Raw genomic sequence first — 16,197 nt, forward strand, 5'->3', positions numbered from 1 at the left:
CTTCGTAGCACGCGTTGATCGGGATCGGCCAGAGACGGGCCGCGCGGCGGCGGCTCAGAATGCTCCCGCCGCCAGTTGCCGGCGTGGCACCGCCACTCTCCGGTACAGCTCCACCGCTTCCCTGCCGCGGCCCACCTGTTCCGGACAGTGGGCCTTGTCCTCGCGGGCGGCCAGGGTGTCGGGGTGGTCGGGGCCGAGGAGATGCTCACGGGCGGCCGCCACCCGGTGGTACTCCATGAGGGCGCCGGCCCAGCGGCCGAGCCGGGCTTCCTCCCAGCGGCCGAGGCGCCCCAGTTCACCGCCGCGCCCGATCGGGTCGAGCAGCCGGTACCGGCCCTGGATCAGCCTGGTGTCCGCCGTCGGCTGCAATCGCCCCCGTCTCGGCCCCGCCCCTCCCCTGGCCCGTCCGGTATGGCGAGCCGTCCGCCGACTCCGTGCGGTGCGGGACGTGCGCCGGGGCCGAGTCTGGCCATGGCGCGGAGGATGTGTTTGGGCGGCAGTTGCCAGCGCAGACGTGCGGGAACGCAGCGCAACAGGGTGCCGGTGAGACGCAGCCGCCGGGTCACCGCCGGGGGCGTCGGGGCCGGCCGGCCGTACAACTCGTGGGCGTACGGGGGCAGGGCGGCGTACGCCAGGTTCACCACGCGCCGCCACAGCAGGGCGCGCGCCGGGAGGAGCAGCGGGTGGACCGGTGGGCGTTGCAGGAAGTCGTCCACCTCGCGGGCCTCGGGCCCGGCGGCGAGCTCGGGCCGTACCTTCTCGAAGTAGGCCGCCAACTCATCCTGATCGGCCGGGACGTGGTCCGCATCGAGCCCCACGAGCGCGGCGGCGAGCCGGTTCTCGCGGATGTACCGGTCGGCCTGTGCGCCGGTGAGCCGGAAGCCCGAGCGGCGCAGGACGTGGAGATAGGAGTCGATCTCGGCGCAGTGCACCCACAGCAGCAGCTCGGGTTCGTCGACGCCGTACCGCTCCCCCGTGTCCGGGTCCGTCGCGCCGAGCATGCCGTGGATCTTCCGCACCCGGGCACCGGCCCGCTGTGCGGCCTCGGTGGTCCCGTACGTCGTCGTCCCGACGAAGTTGGCGGTGCGCATCAGCCTGCCCCAGGCGTCGCGCCGGAAGTCGGAGTTCTGTGTGACGCCGCGGACGGTGCGCGGGTGCAGGGCCTGGAGGTAGAGCGCCCGTATGCCGGCGACCCACATCATGGGGTCGCCATGCATCTGCCAGGTCACCGAGGAGGGCCCGAAGAACCCCGGATCCGCGTCCACCTCGTCAGTGTGGCCTCGACCGGCACGCCCATCAACCCTCCGCGACCGCCCCGGGCGGCATGTTGAACGGCGTGACCACCTGGATCGGCGACGGCAGCTGGGGCCCCTCCTCGGGGAGCGCCCCGTGGGCCCGCATGACCGTCAGGCAGGCGCGGCGCATGTCCTGGCGGAGGTCGTGGTGGAGCACCGCGGAGATGCGGCGTTCGCTCAGCAGCCGGGTGTTGTCCCGGTCGAGGTCGTGCGCGATGAAGACGGCCGGATCGCGGCCCACCGCCTGGAAGGCTTCGAGACTCGCGGCGTTGCCACCCCCGATGGAGTAGACGGCATTGATCTCCGGGTCCTCCTCCAGCGCGGCCAGCACCAGGTCGTGCTGGGTGGCGTCCAGGCCGTCGCTGTCGGTGACCTCGACCAGCTCGCACCCGGGCCGGGTGGACCGCAGCGCGCTGCGGAAGCCCATCTCGCGCTCCTCCTCTCCGCGGAAGAAGCCCCGGCTGATGGTGACGAGCGCATGACCCGGGTGGTCGCCCAGCCACTGGTCGAGGAGATACGCGGCAGTGGCTCCGGCGGCGCGGTTGTCGATGCCCACGTAGGCGAGGCGGGCGCTGCCGGGCAGGTCCGTCACCAGGGTGACCACGGGGATCCCGGCCGCGGCCAGCCGGCTGACGGCGGCGGTGGTCTCGGGCAGGTCCGGGGCCTTGAGGATCACGCCCTGGGAACCGCGCCTGGCTATCCGGTCCAGGATGCCGACCAGCTCCGCGGGCGGGCAGGTCTCCCGGAAGTGGAAGCGGGAGCGGAGCACCGCCGGATGCAGGGAGGGCAGTTCGGCCTCCAGGGCGTCGCGCACCGCGGAGGAGAACCGGGCCGGGGCGTGCATCACGATGTCGATCATGAAGGTGCGTCCGCCGATACGGATCTGTGTCCGCTGACGGTCCAGATCCCTGATCGCCTGGTGCACCTCACGCACGGTGCTCTCCCGCACCCCGCCCCGGTGGTTGAGGACGCGGTCGACGGTGGCCTGGCTCAGGCCGGCCTGACGGGCGATCTCGCGGATCGGATAGGGGTGTCCCACGGCTGTTCCTCGGAAGTCGGCCGGCGATGACGGCTGGGGGGTGACGGCGGGCGGAGACGGCTGATCGATGATGGGTTTTTGAGGGGTCTCTGCTCATTGAATGACGGCCCCCGGTTCACAAGACTGGCGGAGACGACGGCACTGCGAAAGGACTGTGCGATGTCTCTCACAGCCACGGGACCTGTCACTTGGCTGCGCGAGGAGGACTGTGACCTCGACGCGTTCCGCCCCCTGGTCGAACGGCACACCGATGCAGGTGACTTTCCGCTCGCCGAAGGCGTCGAGCAGAACGTCCTCCTGTACGACAGCGACCGGCTGCGGGCCGCCGGGCCGCGGCACGTGCAGACCGAGTGGGTGCGCGCCCTGCTGGAGGGGCCCGGCATCGTGGTGCTCAGGCGGGCGTTCCCCGATCTCGGCGTGGTGGACCGCGCGAGTGCCGTCTTCACCGCCCTGATCGAGGAGGAGCGGGCGGCGGGCACCGCCCGCGGGGACCACTTCGCCGAGTCCGGCGCCAACGACCGGGTGTGGAACGCGTTCGACAAGATGGCCGTACGCGCCCCGGAGACGTTCGCCGACTACTACGGCAACGACATGCTGGCGCTGATCGCCGAGGCCTGGCTGGGCCCGGGTTACCAGATCACCTCGCAGATCAACCAGGTCAACCCCGGCGGCGCGGCGCAGAGCGTGCACCGCGACTACCACCTCGGGTTCCTGGGCCAGGAGCAGGCCGCGCGCTACCCGGCCCACGTCCACCGACTGTCACCCGTGCTGACGCTCCAGGGCGCCGTGGCGCACTGCGACATGCCTGTGGAGTCCGGCCCGACGCTGTACCTGCCGCACTCGCAGTCGTACGAACCCGGCTATCTGGCCTGGCGGCGGCCGGAGTTCATCGCGTACTTCGACGAGCACCACGTCCAACTGCCGCTGGAGAAGGGCGACGCGGTCTTCTTCAACCCCGCGCTCTTCCATGCCGCCGGACACAACAGGTCCGCGGACATCAGACGCATGGCCAACCTGCTGCAGATCTCCTCCGCCTTCGGTCGCGCGATGGAGACGGTGGACCGCGAGACGGTGTCGAACGCGGTCTACCCGGTGCTGCTGCGACGCAAGGCCGAGGGCGCCGCGGCGGACTGGCTGGGCCGGGTGGTCGCCGCCTGCGCCGAGGGCTACCCCTTCCCCACGAATCTGGACCTGGACCCACCGGTCGACGGGCTGGCCCCGCCGTCCCAGGCGGACACCGTGCGCCGGGCCCTGTCGGAGGGCTGGGGCCCGCAGCGACTGCGCCAAGAACTGCGGGCCGGCGCCGAGCGCCGCCGGATCTGAAAGGGTACATCACCTCATGGGACTTCTTGAGGGCGCAGTCGTCCTCGTCAACGGCGGCAGCCAGGGCGTCGGCGCCGGAATCGTCCGGGCGGCCGTGCGCGAGGGAGCGCGCGTCGTCTTCACCGGACGCCGCGCCGAGATCGGGGAGGCGTTCGCGGCCGAGGCCGACGCCACGTTCGTACGAGCGGACCTCGCCGACCCGGCACAGGCGCACGGCAGCGTGCAGCAGGTCGTGGACCTCTGCGGGCGGATCGACTGTCTGGTCAACGCCGCGGGGCTCACCTCACGCGGTTCACTGCTGGACACCACGCCGGAGCTGTTCGACGCACACATGGCGATCAACCTGCGGGGGCCGTTCTTCGCGATGCAGGCGGCGGTGCGGAACATGGTGGACCGCAAGGCGCCCGGCACCATCGTCAACATCATCACCTCCTCGGCCCACGGCGGGCAGCCCTTCCTGGCCCCGTACGTCGCCGCCAAGGCGGGCCTGGCCGGACTGACCCGTAACGTCGCCCACGCGCACCGCTGGGACCGGATCCGGGTCAACGGCCTGAACATCGGCTGGACGGACACCGAGGGCGAGGACGCGATCCAGCGCGCCTTCCACGGCGCCGGGGACGACTGGCGGCACCGGGCGGCCGAGACGCAGCCGATGGGCAAGCTGGGGCAGGTCGACGAGATCGCCGACTTCGTCGTCTTCCTGCTCTCCGACCGCAGCGGTGTGGTGACCGGTTCGGTGATCGACTGGGACCAGATCGTCTTCGGCGGACTCGACTGACGTCCACCACGTCGACCGTCTCCGCGCCATTCCCCCTTCCTCCACGCTTGTTGGGAGCGACTTCTCATGCGTATCGGCATCCTCGGCCTCGGCCGGATCGGCGCCTTCCACGCCGCCACACTGGCCTCACTCGACGCGGTGGACTCGCTGGTGGTCACCGACCCGGTGGCCGCGGCCGCCGCCGCGGCGGCGGAGCGCTTCGGTGCGACGGCGGTCGACTCACCGCAGGCACTGTTCGCCGCCGGTGTCGACGGTGTGGTGATCGCCGCCGCCACGGACGCCCACCCCGCGCTGATCCTCGCCGCCGTCGCGGCGGGTGTGCCCGTCTTCTGCGAGAAGCCGGTGGCGAGGACGGTCGGGGAGAGCCTGGCGGTGCTCCGCGCGGTGCAGGACAGCGGCATCGAGGTGCACGTCGGTTACAACCGGCGCTTCGACGCGGGCTGTGTCGCCGCGCGCAAGGCGGTGCTGAGCGGCGAACTCGGCGAGCTGCACACCGTACGCTCCACCACCCTGGACCCGGCACCGCCGCCGGAGGCGTACATCGCCGTCTCCGGCGGCATCTTCCGGGACTGCTCGGTGCACGACTTCGACATCGTGCGGTGGGTGACCGGGCGTGAGGTCGTCGAGGTGTACGCGGCCGGCGGCAACCGCGGTGCCGAGTACATCGCGGCCGCGGGCGACGCCGACACCGCCTCGGCGCTCCTCACCCTGGACGACGGCACCCTCGCTCTGGTCTCCAACTCCCGCCACAACGCGCGCGGCCACGACGTGCGCCTGGAACTGCACGGCATGAAGGACAGCATCGCGGTGGGTCTGGAGGACAAGCTGCCCCTGCGGTCCGTCGAACCGGGCGCCACCTTCCCGGCCGGTGCCCCGCACCACTTCTTCATGGACCGCTTCGCGGACGCCTACCGCGCCGAACTCACCGCGTTCACCGAGGTGGTGGCGGGCCGCACGCCCTCCCCCTGCACGGTGTCCGACGCCCTCGAGGCGAGCTGGATCGCCGAGGCCTGCACCCGGTCGCTGGCGGAGCACCGGCCGGTGCGGATCGAGGAGGTGCGTCATGGCATGGCGGAGGTGGGTCGGGCATGAGCGACCCCCCGCGGATCGGGCTCCTGGCCGCGGCCGGGATCACCGAACCGGCGCTGTGTGAAGGCCGGGCTCGCGCCCCGGCCGCGTTCCGTCACCTGCGGACGCGGGGCATCCCCAGACCGATCCAGGAGATGATCTCGCGCTGGATCTCGTTGTTGCCACCGCCGAAGGTGAAGATCACGGCGGAGCGGTAGCCGCGTTCCAGCTCGCCATGCAGCACGGCGCCGGCCGAACCCTCCTTCAGCGCGCCGACGGCCGCCACGATCTCCATGAGCGAGGCGTACGCGTCGCGGCGGGCCTCGGAGCCGTACACCTTGACGGCGGAGGCGTCCTGCGGGGTGAGGGTGCCTTCCTGTACCGCGTTCACCATCTGCCAGTTGAGGAGCTTCATCGCGTCCAGCCTGGTGTGCGTCCGGGCCAGGCCGCGGCGCACCCAGGGCAGGTCGATCACCCGGCGGCCGTCGGCGAGCTTGGTCTCCATGGCCCAGCGCTGCACGTCGTGCAGCGCACGGATCGCCATGGTGCCGTGCGCCGCGAGGGTGACGCGCTCGTGGTTGAGCTGGTTGGTGATCAGCCGCCAGCCCTGGTTCTCCTCACCGACGCGTCGGGAGACGGGGACGCGGATGTTCTCGTAGTAGCTGGCGGTGGTGTCGTGCGAGGCGAGCGTGCGGATGAGGGTGCAGGAGTAGCCGGGGTCGGAGGTCGGCACGAGCAGCATGGTGATGCCCTTGTGCGGCGGGGCGCCCGGGTCGGTGCGCACGGCGAGCCACACCCAGTCGGCCGTGTCGCCGTTGGTGGTCCAGATCTTCTGGCCGTTGACGACGTACTGGTCCCCGTCCCGCACCGCGCGCGTCTTCAGCGACGCCAGGTCCGTGCCCGCGTCCGGTTCGCTGTAGCCGATCGCGAAGTCGATCTCGCCGGAGAGGATCCGCGGCAGGAAGTAGGCCTTCTGCTCGTCCGTGCCGAACCGCATGAGCGTCGGCCCCACCGTGTTGAGCGCCATCAACGGCAGCGGTACGCCCGCCTGCGCGGCCTCGTCGAAGAAGATGAACTGCTCCATGGGCGTCAGTCCGCGCCCGCCGTACTCCTTCGGCCAGCCGACGCCCAGCCAGCCGTCGCTGCCGAGGCGGCGGATGGTGTCGCGGTAGAAGCGCTTCTGCGCCGCCGGGTCGGCGTAGCGGGCGTAGGCGTGGTCCGGCACCAGTTCGGCGAAGTAGCGGCGCAACTCGGTGCGCAACCGCTGCTGCTCGGGCGTGTGGTCGAGATGCACGGCGCCTCCAGGGTCCCCAGGGCGGGTCCGGTCCTGACGGCGCACACCGTAGAACGTGTTTCAGAAATTGGGAATGCCGGTGGAGGCCCCGGTGGACCGGAGTGCCGGTGGACGCCCAGCGGACCGGAATGCCGGTGGACGTCCAGCGGACCAAATGCCGGTGGGCGTCCCGGTGCGTCGGAATGCCGGTGCGCCCGCGCCCGGGTGCTCACCACGTCCCGTCAGCTCAGCGTCGCCATGAAGTCGGTGCAGGCCCGGGCGGCGTCCCGGCAGGCCTGCGCGGCCTCCTTGCCGCCGGGATCCTGGTCGAAGACGTGCGCGCTCTCCAGGCAGACCGCCCGGCACCACTCCACCTGGCCGCGGATGGCGGCCTCGTCCTGCCGGCTGTGCCCGGACAGCGCACGGCAGGTCGCGTCGCAGGCCTCCGCGCACATGATCCCCTTGCGCCGCTGGAACTCCTGATCGTAGGGCCCGTCCGGTTCCGCGAGACTCGCGCGCAGGGCGCAGGCCCGCGCACACTCGGCGCAGGCCTGGGCGCAGGCGAAGCGATCCTCCAGGAAGCGGTAGACCTCCTGCTGGGATGTCGTCGTCACGGGAGTGCGGGTAGCCGTGGGCGCTCGCGCCAAACCCGGCGTTCCGCGGAGGCCCGGCCCGTTTCCGCGGGCTCGGCGAAGGGAACCCGGGGGCTGGATGACGAGCAGGGAGACGGAGGTGGATTCCGTGCCCGGACGACAGGAACTGCCCTCCACGCTGGAACGCTCCCCCGAGGACGCCCAGCGCACCTGGATCGCGGCGCACGACTCGGCGGTGGAGCAGTACGGCGAGGGCGAGCGGGCGCACCGGGTGGCGTACGGCGCGCTCAAGCACACGTTCGAGAAGGTCGGCGACCACTGGGAGCGCAAGGAGGGCGGCCGCAAGGGCCCCTCGGACCCGCGTTCCGCCCGGCCCCGGCAGCAGGGCGGCCGCAGCGGCGAGGGCGTCGACGAGAACGCGTCGAAGGAACACCTCTACGACATCGCCAAGCGCCTCGGCGTCGACGGGCGGTCGAGGATGTCGAAGGCGGAACTGCTGGACGCGATCCGCAAGGCGAACCGTTCGAGGACACGGGCCGCGCGGTCGCGGTGAGCCGGTTCACGGGGGAGGCCAAGGGTACTCGCGCGCCATGAATACCGTATCGATGAATCTTGCCGTCGACGTATACATGATCATCGGGCCGCTGATCGCGGCCGTGCTCGTGGTGGCGCTGCTGCTCGGCGCCTTCTGGATGGGCGTACGCATCTGGCGCCGCGAACCCCCACCGCCGCGCCCGGAGGAGCAGCCCCGGCTGCCGGACGAGGGGCCGGTTGGTGAGGTGCGGGAGAACCGTGAGCCCGAGGAGGTGCCCCGGAGCAGGCACCGTCTGACGCCGCACCGGCTGAAGGCGCACGGCAACGTAGGGTCCCGGACGAGCTCCTCGGAGCAGCGGCCCCGCTGGGACAGGGGCAGCAGCGGCTCGTTCGGCAGCGGCGGGCCGGGCGCCCACCGCTGACCCACGCGAGTCCCTCGCACAGGGAAGCGAGATCCATGGCCGACCCAGGCCACGACACCCTGAGGTACTCCACCGCCGCTCCCGACCGGCCGGGGCGGCCGAAAGGCGACCGCACCCGGTGACGCCGACCCCGGTTGCCTCAGTCCGTGCGCTTCCTCACCTCTCCACCCGTGTGCGAGGCGATGAGGTCCGGGCTGAGGTAGGCGTCGGGCGACTCGAAGTCCTTGAGCGTGGCCGGGCGGCCGGCCTGGAAGCCGATGCGCACGAAGTCATAGCCCGCCAGCGCGTTCAGCGTCCAGTTGGTCAGGGTGCGCAGACGGGCCGGAAACGTGCGCAGGGCTGCCAGGTGGTAACCCCGGGCGACGGCCTGCGCGGGCAGGGCCGTAAGCTCCAGCCCGAGCGGCTTGGACACGGCCTGGATGCCGCCGAGGTCGACGACGAGCCCCAGGTCCCGGTGCCGGTAGTGGGTGAGCGGCGCTCCGCGCAGCGCCGCCGCGACGTTCTTCGCGGCGGTCCAGCCCTGACGCATCGCGTGCTGGGCGGTCGGCGGGCAGATCGCGTCGTCGCCCTTGGCCAGGTCGGGCACCGCGGCCGCGTCCCCCAGGGCGAAGACCCCGTCCAGCCCCGGCACGGTCAGATCCGGCCGGACGATCAGCCGGCCCCGATTGGTCTCGGCGTCCAGCGTGGCGATCAGCGGGCTCGCCGCGACCCCCGCGGTCCAGATCAGGGTGTGACAGGGCAGCTTGCGGCCATCGGTGAGGGTGACGGTGTCCGCCGTGGCCTCGGCGACGGAGACTCCGAGGGAGACCTTCACACCGCGCCGCTTGAGGATGGCGAGGGCCTTCTCGCCCAGCCGCTCACCGAGTTCGGGCATGAGCCGGGGAGCGATGTCCACCAGGTGCCAGTTGATGAGAGCCGGGTCCAGGCCCGGGTAGCGCTTCACGGCTGCGCTGGTGAGGTGGTGCAGATAGGCGGCGGTCTCGGTGCCGGCGTAACCGCCCCCGACGACCACGAACTGCAGCCGGGTCTCCTGCTCGGCCCGGTCGGAGCTCGCCGCCGACAGGTCGAGCTGGGAGATGACGTGGTCGCGGACCCAGGCCGCCTCCGCGAGCGTCTTCATTCCCACGGCGTGCTCGTCCACCCCGGGGATGTCGAACTGCCGCGTGACGCTTCCGGGGGTCAGCACGAGATAGTCGTAGTGCTCGACGGTCGTCTCGCCGTTGATCTTGCGTGCCACCACGGCCTTGGCACCGGGATCGATGCCGACGGCCCCGCCGGGCACGATGACCGTCCGGCGCAGCAGCCGACGCAGCGAGACCGCGACCGACTGGGGGGTGAGGATCCCCGACGCGACATGCGGAAGCAGGGGCAGATAGAGCTGGTGGTCGTAGGGGGTGACGAGCTTCAGCGCCGCCTCGTCGGGCTTGAGGATGCGCTCCAGTTTGCGCGCGGTCTCCATCCCGGCGAATCCGCCACCGACGATCACGATCCGGGGCACGGTCATCACAGGTCCCTCCAGACGGAGACGTCGACGTCTGCAACGCTAGGGAACCCCGCTGGTACCCGCATCCGCGCCCGTGAAACGCTCATTGCTTGAAACCTCAAGAGATGTCATGGACGTCGGCGTCGCGGGAGACCGCGACCGCTGGGCCGACAGGGAGAACCCGTTACGGCGAGGGGCCGCTCCTCCTGCCAGCCCGGCGACGGAGGGGTCGACCCGGGCTCGGTCGCCCCGTCGATCCGCGTCGGTCGACCCGCGTCGGGCGACCTCTCCCGAGCCCGTCCCCGACTCCGGCACGATGGGACATTCCGGGGTGGACAGGCACTCAACCTGTCTGCCCGAGTGGCCCATCACTCCGATTGGCCACCCCTTCGCGGCAGATCTACGGTAGAAAACGCTCTCTGAAACCGTTCTCCAACGACTCAGGAGAGTCATGCCCAACGCCCGGCTGCCCAGGGCCGTGTTCGCCATGGATACGGTGCACCTGCCCCTGCTGTTTCCTGCGCCGCTGATGGCCCGGCTCCGGGAGCTGGCCGACGTCGACGCCACGCTCGTCGTACGGGACGTCACCGACCCGGCGTTCGCTCCCGCGCTGGCCCGGGCGGAGGTGCTGATCACGGGCTGGGGCTGCCCTCACCTGGACGCGGACATCCTGGCCCTGGCCCCGCGGCTGCGTACCGTCCTGCATGCCGCGGGTTCCGTCCGCTCGCTGATCGGCGAGGCGCTGTGGCGGGAGGGGATCACGGTCTCCAGCGCGGTGACCGGCAACGCGCTGCCGGTGGCGGAGTACGCGCTCGCCATGATCCTGCTCGCCGGCAAGGACGCCTTCGGACACCGGGAGCGGTTCCGGCGCACGCACGGACACCCCTCCCCCGCCGAGACCGCGGGCATCGGCAATCTCGGCCGCCGGGTCGGCGTCGTCGGCGCCTCACGCGTGGGTCGCCGACTGCTCGAGTTGCTGCGGCCGTTCGACTTCACGGTCCTCCTCCACGACCCCTACGTGACCCCCGCCGAAGCGAGGGCGCTGGGAGCCGAAGCACTGCCGCTGGACGACCTGTTGCGCCGCAGCGACATCGTCAGCCTGCACGCGCCCCACATCCCGGAGACCCATCATCTGCTCGACCGCGACCGGCTCTCCCTGATCCGGGACGGCGGCGTGCTGATCAACACCTCGCGGGGCGCCCTGGTCGATCACGACGCGCTCACCGACGAGTTGCTCTCGGGCCGTCTGAGCGCGGTCCTGGACGTCACCGAACCCGAACCGCTGCCCGCCGGTTCCCCGCTGTACGGGCTGCCCAACGTCTTCTTGACCCCGCACATCGCGGGCTCGCTCGGCAACGAGCTGGAACGCCTCGGCCGTATCGTCGTGGAGGAGCTGGAGCGCCTGGTCGCGGGCCTGCCCCTGGCCCACCAGGTGCGGCACGCGGACCTGGCCCGTGTCGCGTGACCGGGCCCCGAGCCACCATCCTGACGTGGAGACCCCGCGCCGGGTCGCCGGCCATGGCTTCGACCCGGCGCACTACCAGGATGCGGGCGGCGGGACGCGGATAGCCGTACGGTGCTTGCGGCGTCCCGTAGCGGCCCTGCAGCCCGGGGTGGCTCACTCGGGAGCGGCCGCCGGTCCGGTGCCCCTCGGCCGCCGCGGCAGCGACCACGACGGCCATCCCGGGTCCCCCAACTGTCAGCCCGCAGGGGCGAGTTCGGCTCCGAGCCAGGGTGCCAGCAGGCCGAGGCGGGACAGCGCACCGCTCAGCCACGCGGCCGGGACCGCGATGAACGCGGGGGTCGCGGACGGGAGCGGAGCGGACTCCTCGGGTTCCTTGCCCTCCCCGGCCGCGGAGGGCAGCCATCTCGTGCCCGCCAGACGGCCCGAGAGCGGCTGCAGCGTCGAGTGGAGGAGCGTGGCGGTGGTGATGGCCGTGAGGGCGATGCCCCAGCCGACGGGGCCCAGCGGGGTGGATCCGAAGAAGTGGCTGATGCCCGGGGTCTGAATGATGCCCACGAGCACAGCGGCCGAGCCGACCGTGGCGACGAGCACCCGGCTGTCCGCGCCGCCGCTGGTGAGGGTCTGGGCGAGCTGGGTGCCGACCACGGCGGCCAGCGCCACCGTGCCGGCGCGGCGTTGTGTGCCGGTGAGGCGGGCGGCGGTCCAGGCCAGCCCCGCGCCGAGTGCGGTGGTGAGCCCGCGTTGCAGCATCTCCTGGGTGAGCGCGGTGCCCAGCGACTGGTGGGGTCCTTCCTGCAGCAGCTGTTCGCCCGTGCTCTCGGCCGGGGTGCGTACGGCGATGGCAAGCGCGGGAGCCAGGTCGGTGAGGAGGTTGACCAGCATGATCTGGCGGGCGCTCAGCGGTGAGACGCCGGCCAGCGCGGAGGCGAGCACGCTGAAGGTGACCTCGCCGAGGTTGCCGCCGATCAGGATGGCCAGCGCGGTCCTGACCGAGATCCACATCGCCCGGCCCTCGGTCAGGGCGGTGACGATCGTCTCCAGGCGGTCGTCACCGATGACCAGATCGGCAGCGGCCGTGGCCGCGGGGGTGCCGCGCCGCCCCAGGGCGATGCCGACGTCGGCCAGGCGGATGGCGGGGGCGTCGTTGGCTCCGTCGCCGGTCATCGCCACGACCCGGCCCAGACGCTGGAAGGCCTGGACGATGCGGACCTTGTGGTGCGGTGTGCACCGGGCGATCACATCCACCGTCGGCAGCAGCGCGTCGAGCGCGTCGTCGTCGAGTTCGTCCAACTCCGGTCCCGTGCAGACGGTTTGGTTCGAGTCGCCGGTGACGGAGGCCGCGACGGCTTCGGCGGTGGCAGGGTGGTCCCCGGTGAGCAGGACGGTGTGCACCCCCGCCGCGCGCAGCCGGGCGGTGGCCGGCGCCGCCCCGGGGCGCACCGGATCGGCCAGAACGACGAATCCGACGAACACGAGGTCCCGCACCTCGTCGTCGGTGAGCTCCTCGTCGGTCCGCAAGGTCCGTTCCGCCACGGCGAGGACACGGCGGCCGGCGGCGGCGAGTTCCTCGGTGGCCGTGGTGAGCGCCTTGCGTCCGGCGTCGTCGAGCTCGGTGTCCGCCCCGTCGAGCCGCCTGCGCGTGCAGCGGGCCAGGACGGTCTCCGGGGCGCCCTTGACGCTGAGCAGGGTGGAGTCGAGGGCGCGGCCCGCCGTGGCGTGGTAGGCGCGGGAAGGGCCGAAGGGCAGGGTGTCGGTGCGCCGCCAGCGGGGCGCGCCGCGGTGCACCGCCACCCGTGCCCTGCGGGCCCCCGTGTCCACCGCCCGGTCGGTCTGGTGGGCCATCGGCTCGGACTGCCGGGCGGCGGGGGTGGCGCGCAGCGCGGCGGCCAGGATCTCCTTGTGCGGCAGGTCGAGCCGGTCGACGGGGAGGATACGGTCCCCGTCGCTGACCGCGGCGAGCTGGAGGTTGCCCTCGGTGAGAGTGCCGGTCTTGTCGAAGCACAGCACGTCGGCCCTGCCGAGTGCCTCGATGGTGCGCGGGTTGCGCACCAGCGCGCCGTGCTCCGCCAGGCGGCGAGCGGAGGCCAGTTGGGCCGCATTGACGAGGAACGGCAGTCCCTCGGGGACCGAGGCGACAGCCAGGTTCACCGCCGAGGCCAGGCTCTCGGCCAGCGGGCGCCCGTGCAGCAGCCCGGCCCCGGCCACCGCCGCGGCGGAGGCCGTCGCCACGGGCAGACTGGCCTTGGTCAGCGACGACAACCGCGCCTCGACTCCGGTCACCGGTGCCGCTTCCCGCGCGGTGGCCATGGTGCGCCCGACCTCGGTGGCCGGCCCGGTGGCCACGACCACGGCGACCGCCTCTCCGGCGGAGACGGTGGTGCCCTCGTAGAGCATCGAACGGCGCTCGGTGAGGTGCGAGGCGACGACCGGCGCCGGGTCCTTGGTCACCGGCAGGGACTCGCCGGTCAGCGACGACTCGTCGACCTCCAGGCCCTGGGCCTCCACCAGCCGGCAGTCGGCGGGCACCACGTCCTCGGGCTGGAGCAGGATGACGTCCCCAGGGACCAGGTCCTCCGCGGTGACCAGTCGCTCGCCGCCCCCGCGCCGTACTCGCGCTCCGACCGCGGAGCGGGCGGTCAGCTCGGCGAGCGCGCGCTCCGTACGGACCCGTTGGACGCCGCCGACCAGCGCCGAGGTGGCGGTGATCGAGGCGACGAGAGCGGCGTCCGCCCGGGATCCCACGGCGGCGGCCAGGGCCGCTCCGCCGGCCAGGACCGGGGTCAGTGGGTTGGCCAGCTCCTCGACGAAGGCCGACACCAGGGTGGTACGCGCCGGACCGGCCCCGGCCGGGCCCCTGGCCCGCGTGGCGGCCTCCTCCACGGAGAGTCCGTCGACGCTCGTGCGCAGCCGCTCCAGGACCCGCGAGGGCGGCATCAGATGCCAGGGAACGGTCTCCACCGAGGGGGTGATGGGACGGGAGCACAGCTGCCGGGCGCGCCACACCCCCACCGAGAAGGCGATGCCCCCGGCGGTATTGCACCCGGCCTGCCCGCGCGAGCACGCCTGGGCGGCTGGTGCCCGCATCGCCGCGACCGCGCCGATACCGCTGCCACTCGCGGCCACTACCGCGCAGTCCCGGTCGACCTGGCGAGCCACGCCGATGCCGGTGAGGATCAGCGCGACCGAGTCGAGGTCGGTGCCGACGAGCAGGTGTGCGCCCCAGGCGGGCGGCTCCCCTTCGCGCTGGACACCGATGCCGCAGTCCGACGCCCCCAGTGCACGGCGGTTCCCGGACACCAGCAGCACCACCGCACCGTCCGCCTGCAACTCGCGCACCGACGCCACCAGATGACCGCCCGAGGGCACCATCGCGTCGACGAAGCCGAGCGCCGGGTTGGGCTGGTCACTGGCGAGCACCACACGGATCCCCGAGCGGCGGGCGGCCGCCGCCAGGGCCTGCGCACCCGGCAGCGTCTGCATCGCCACCCCCGCCACGGCCATCAGGCGCTGCCGGAAGGCCAGGCCCAGCACCAGTTCGCTGCCCCGGCCGCGCAGCCGGTCGGCGGCGGGCTGCCCGGTGCCGCCCGTCAGGTCCAGCTCCTCCAGCGGGCCGAGGGCCCAGCCTTCGCCGTCGCGGTGGACCTCTGCGGGCACGGCCGGGTCGAACAGGGCGAAGAGCCGGTCGGAGACCTGCTCGGGCTCGGCGCCGCCGGACAGCACCAGGTCGGTCAGTTCGTACCGGCCGCTGCGCAGGGCGTCGAAGTCCAACAGCACCGTGTTCACCTGGCCCAGGCGGCGCAGCACGCTGCGGTCCATGGCCACGACGCCGCGCAGGGCGAGGAACCGGCCGAGGGTGGTGGCGAAGCCCTCCCGCCCGGCCTCCGGCGCCTTCGGCATGCTGGACAGGGCCACCGCCAGTGCCCGCCGCGGCCCCGCGTACGGCGCGGTCAGGGCGCCGACGGCGGCGCCGATTCCCATGGCCCGTTCGGCGTAGCGCGCCGCCACGTCCTGACGCACTGCGGGCCGTTCCACCACGACCGGCTCGGCCTGAGCGTCCTGCGGTCCCGGCACCAGTCGCGGCTCTGCCTCGGCCCACGCCTTGAGGGCCGCGTTCGCCTCCCGCAACTGCGCCACGCGCTGCGCGACATCGAGGACCAGCCCTCCCCCACGCGTGGCCACGCCCTGGACGATCGCATTGAGGACTGGAATGACAGATTCCGATTTCCCGTGTTCGTTGAGGCCCGACGTCACCAGCCTGCGCAGCCGCGGGTGGCACTGAATGGCCGAGGCCAGCGCCCCGACCTCGGCCGGCAGCGGAGTCCACGGCGACAGGCGGGTGGCCACCGTCAGCAGCAGTCCCACGACGTCCGCCGCCAGGACCGGAAGTGTCGGCCGTCTGCTCGGCCCCTCACACGGATGGTGCGGCGCGGGGCACCACTCGTCGAACGTCCCCGGCTCGGCTGTGGCGGCGGCCCCATGGGCCTCCGCGTGGGCGACGATCCGGATCAGCTCCTGCTGTGGCGGGGGCGGCGAGGCCAGTTCCACGACGACCCGCTCCGCTGGGGCGTTCACTCGCGCCCACTGCACGCCGGGGTGCTCCTCAAGCGCACGCTCCACGATCCGGCCCACCCACATGCCGCGCGGGCCCTGCACGCCCCGGACCTCGATATGGCAACGCCCCGGGCGGGACCAGACATCCCGCCGCTCCAGGCCGAGCATCTTGACGGCCGCGTCCGCGACTCCGCGCGCACCGCTGGTCATCCGGGCCGTGATCGCCGCCGACAACTGCAGGCGTACGTCCGACAGCACCAACATCCGTGTGCCACCTCCAGAGCAGGCCGGTCCCTCGTCCGATCATCACCTGCCGGGACACACCCCGCCCGGTGTGCTGATCCGAACGGTTACCCGGCTCGCAGGTCCGCGG

General features: G+C 72.6%; 13 protein-coding genes. 6 read left to right on the plus strand and 7 right to left on the minus strand.

Going from position 1 to position 16,197, the window contains the following annotated elements:
• Positions 1–54: 54 nt before the first annotated feature.
• The 3 genes from ASC56_RS41535 to ASC56_RS01975 form a co-directional block, all read right to left on the minus strand.
• Complete coding sequence (locus ASC56_RS41535; RefSeq protein ID WP_371330027.1) at positions 55–324, minus strand: tetratricopeptide repeat protein; 270 nt, start codon at positions 322–324, stop codon at positions 55–57.
• Between the two features lie 17 nt (positions 325–341).
• A complete protein-coding gene (locus ASC56_RS41540) occupies positions 342–1,217 on the minus strand; it encodes an oxygenase MpaB family protein (protein WP_079102267.1) in 876 nt (291 codons plus the stop codon).
• A 79-nt stretch (positions 1,218–1,296) separates the two neighbouring features.
• Complete coding sequence (locus ASC56_RS01975; protein ID WP_055489346.1) at positions 1,297–2,334, minus strand: LacI family DNA-binding transcriptional regulator; 1,038 nt, start codon at positions 2,332–2,334, stop codon at positions 1,297–1,299.
• 159 nt (positions 2,335–2,493) lie between these two features.
• On the opposite strand from ASC56_RS01975, the gene ASC56_RS01980 reads away from it, so the two are divergent.
• The 3 genes from ASC56_RS01980 (at position 2,494) to ASC56_RS01990 (ending at position 5,527) form a co-directional block, all read left to right on the plus strand.
• Positions 2,494–3,657: a phytanoyl-CoA dioxygenase family protein gene (locus ASC56_RS01980; protein ID WP_055489347.1), complete on the plus strand. Its 1,164-nt coding sequence runs from the start codon at positions 2,494–2,496 to the stop codon at positions 3,655–3,657.
• A gap of 16 nt (positions 3,658–3,673) precedes the next feature.
• Positions 3,674–4,435, plus strand: a complete 762-nt coding sequence (locus ASC56_RS01985) for an SDR family oxidoreductase (RefSeq protein WP_055489348.1) — start codon at positions 3,674–3,676, stop codon at positions 4,433–4,435.
• Between the two features lie 66 nt (positions 4,436–4,501).
• Positions 4,502–5,527 carry a Gfo/Idh/MocA family oxidoreductase gene (locus ASC56_RS01990; protein ID WP_055489349.1) on the plus strand — a complete coding sequence of 342 codons (1,026 nt, stop codon included), beginning with the start codon at positions 4,502–4,504 and terminating at the stop codon, positions 5,525–5,527.
• Positions 5,528–5,618: 91 nt separating this feature from the next.
• Here the strand turns inward: ASC56_RS01990 and ASC56_RS01995 are convergent, their stop codons facing one another.
• Both ASC56_RS01995 and ASC56_RS02000 read right to left on the minus strand, forming a co-directional pair.
• Entirely contained in the window at positions 5,619–6,797 is a 1,179-nt protein-coding gene (locus tag ASC56_RS01995; RefSeq protein WP_055489350.1) for an acyl-CoA dehydrogenase family protein, read from the minus strand.
• 221 nt (positions 6,798–7,018) lie between these two features.
• Entirely contained in the window at positions 7,019–7,390 is a 372-nt protein-coding gene (locus ASC56_RS02000; protein WP_055489351.1) for a hypothetical protein, read from the minus strand.
• A gap of 127 nt (positions 7,391–7,517) precedes the next feature.
• Here ASC56_RS02000 and ASC56_RS02005 point away from each other — a divergent pair, with 127 nt between their 5' ends.
• Both ASC56_RS02005 and ASC56_RS02010 read left to right on the plus strand, forming a co-directional pair.
• A complete protein-coding gene (locus ASC56_RS02005) occupies positions 7,518–7,922 on the plus strand; it encodes a ChaB family protein (protein WP_055489639.1) in 405 nt (134 codons plus the stop codon).
• Positions 7,923–7,974: 52 nt separating this feature from the next.
• Positions 7,975–8,325: a DUF6479 family protein gene (locus ASC56_RS02010; RefSeq protein ID WP_234376813.1), complete on the plus strand. Its 351-nt coding sequence runs from the start codon at positions 7,975–7,977 to the stop codon at positions 8,323–8,325.
• A gap of 139 nt (positions 8,326–8,464) precedes the next feature.
• Here the strand turns inward: ASC56_RS02010 and ASC56_RS02015 are convergent, their stop codons facing one another.
• Positions 8,465–9,829, minus strand: coding sequence for an NAD(P)/FAD-dependent oxidoreductase (locus tag ASC56_RS02015; protein WP_055489353.1), 1,365 nt, complete (start codon positions 9,827–9,829; stop codon positions 8,465–8,467).
• A 430-nt stretch (positions 9,830–10,259) separates the two neighbouring features.
• Between ASC56_RS02015 and ASC56_RS02020 the strand changes: the two genes are divergently transcribed.
• Complete coding sequence (locus ASC56_RS02020; protein WP_199835860.1) at positions 10,260–11,273, plus strand: hydroxyacid dehydrogenase; 1,014 nt, start codon at positions 10,260–10,262, stop codon at positions 11,271–11,273.
• Between the two features lie 234 nt (positions 11,274–11,507).
• Here the strand turns inward: ASC56_RS02020 and ASC56_RS02025 are convergent, their stop codons facing one another.
• Entirely contained in the window at positions 11,508–16,088 is a 4,581-nt protein-coding gene (locus ASC56_RS02025; RefSeq protein ID WP_063784905.1) for a cation-translocating P-type ATPase, read from the minus strand.
• Positions 16,089–16,197: the final 109 nt, after the last annotated feature.

Origin of the sequence: Streptomyces sp. TP-A0356 (assembly GCF_001417775.1) — a bacterium.
Taxonomy (GTDB): Bacteria; Actinomycetota; Actinomycetes; order Streptomycetales; family Streptomycetaceae; genus Streptomyces.

What these genes read in the sequence shown, in the direction of transcription:
- ASC56_RS41540 (WP_079102267.1), bottom strand. Translation starts at nt 1,217, where the DNA reads ATGCATGGCGACCCCATGATGTGGGTCGCCGGCATACGGGCGCTCTAC.
- ASC56_RS01980 (WP_055489347.1), top strand. Translation starts at nt 2,494, where the DNA reads ATGTCTCTCACAGCCACGGGACCTGTCACTTGGCTGCGCGAGGAGGAC.
- ASC56_RS01985 (WP_055489348.1), top strand. Translation starts at nt 3,674, where the DNA reads ATGGGACTTCTTGAGGGCGCAGTCGTCCTCGTCAACGGCGGCAGCCAG.
- ASC56_RS01990 (WP_055489349.1), top strand. Translation starts at nt 4,502, where the DNA reads ATGCGTATCGGCATCCTCGGCCTCGGCCGGATCGGCGCCTTCCACGCC.
- ASC56_RS02010 (WP_234376813.1), top strand. Translation starts at nt 7,975, where the DNA reads ATGAATCTTGCCGTCGACGTATACATGATCATCGGGCCGCTGATCGCG.
- ASC56_RS02015 (WP_055489353.1), bottom strand. Translation starts at nt 9,829, where the DNA reads ATGACCGTGCCCCGGATCGTGATCGTCGGTGGCGGATTCGCCGGGATG.
- ASC56_RS02020 (WP_199835860.1), top strand. Translation starts at nt 10,260, where the DNA reads ATGCCCAACGCCCGGCTGCCCAGGGCCGTGTTCGCCATGGATACGGTG.
- ASC56_RS02025 (WP_063784905.1), bottom strand. Translation starts at nt 16,088, where the DNA reads ATGTTGGTGCTGTCGGACGTACGCCTGCAGTTGTCGGCGGCGATCACG.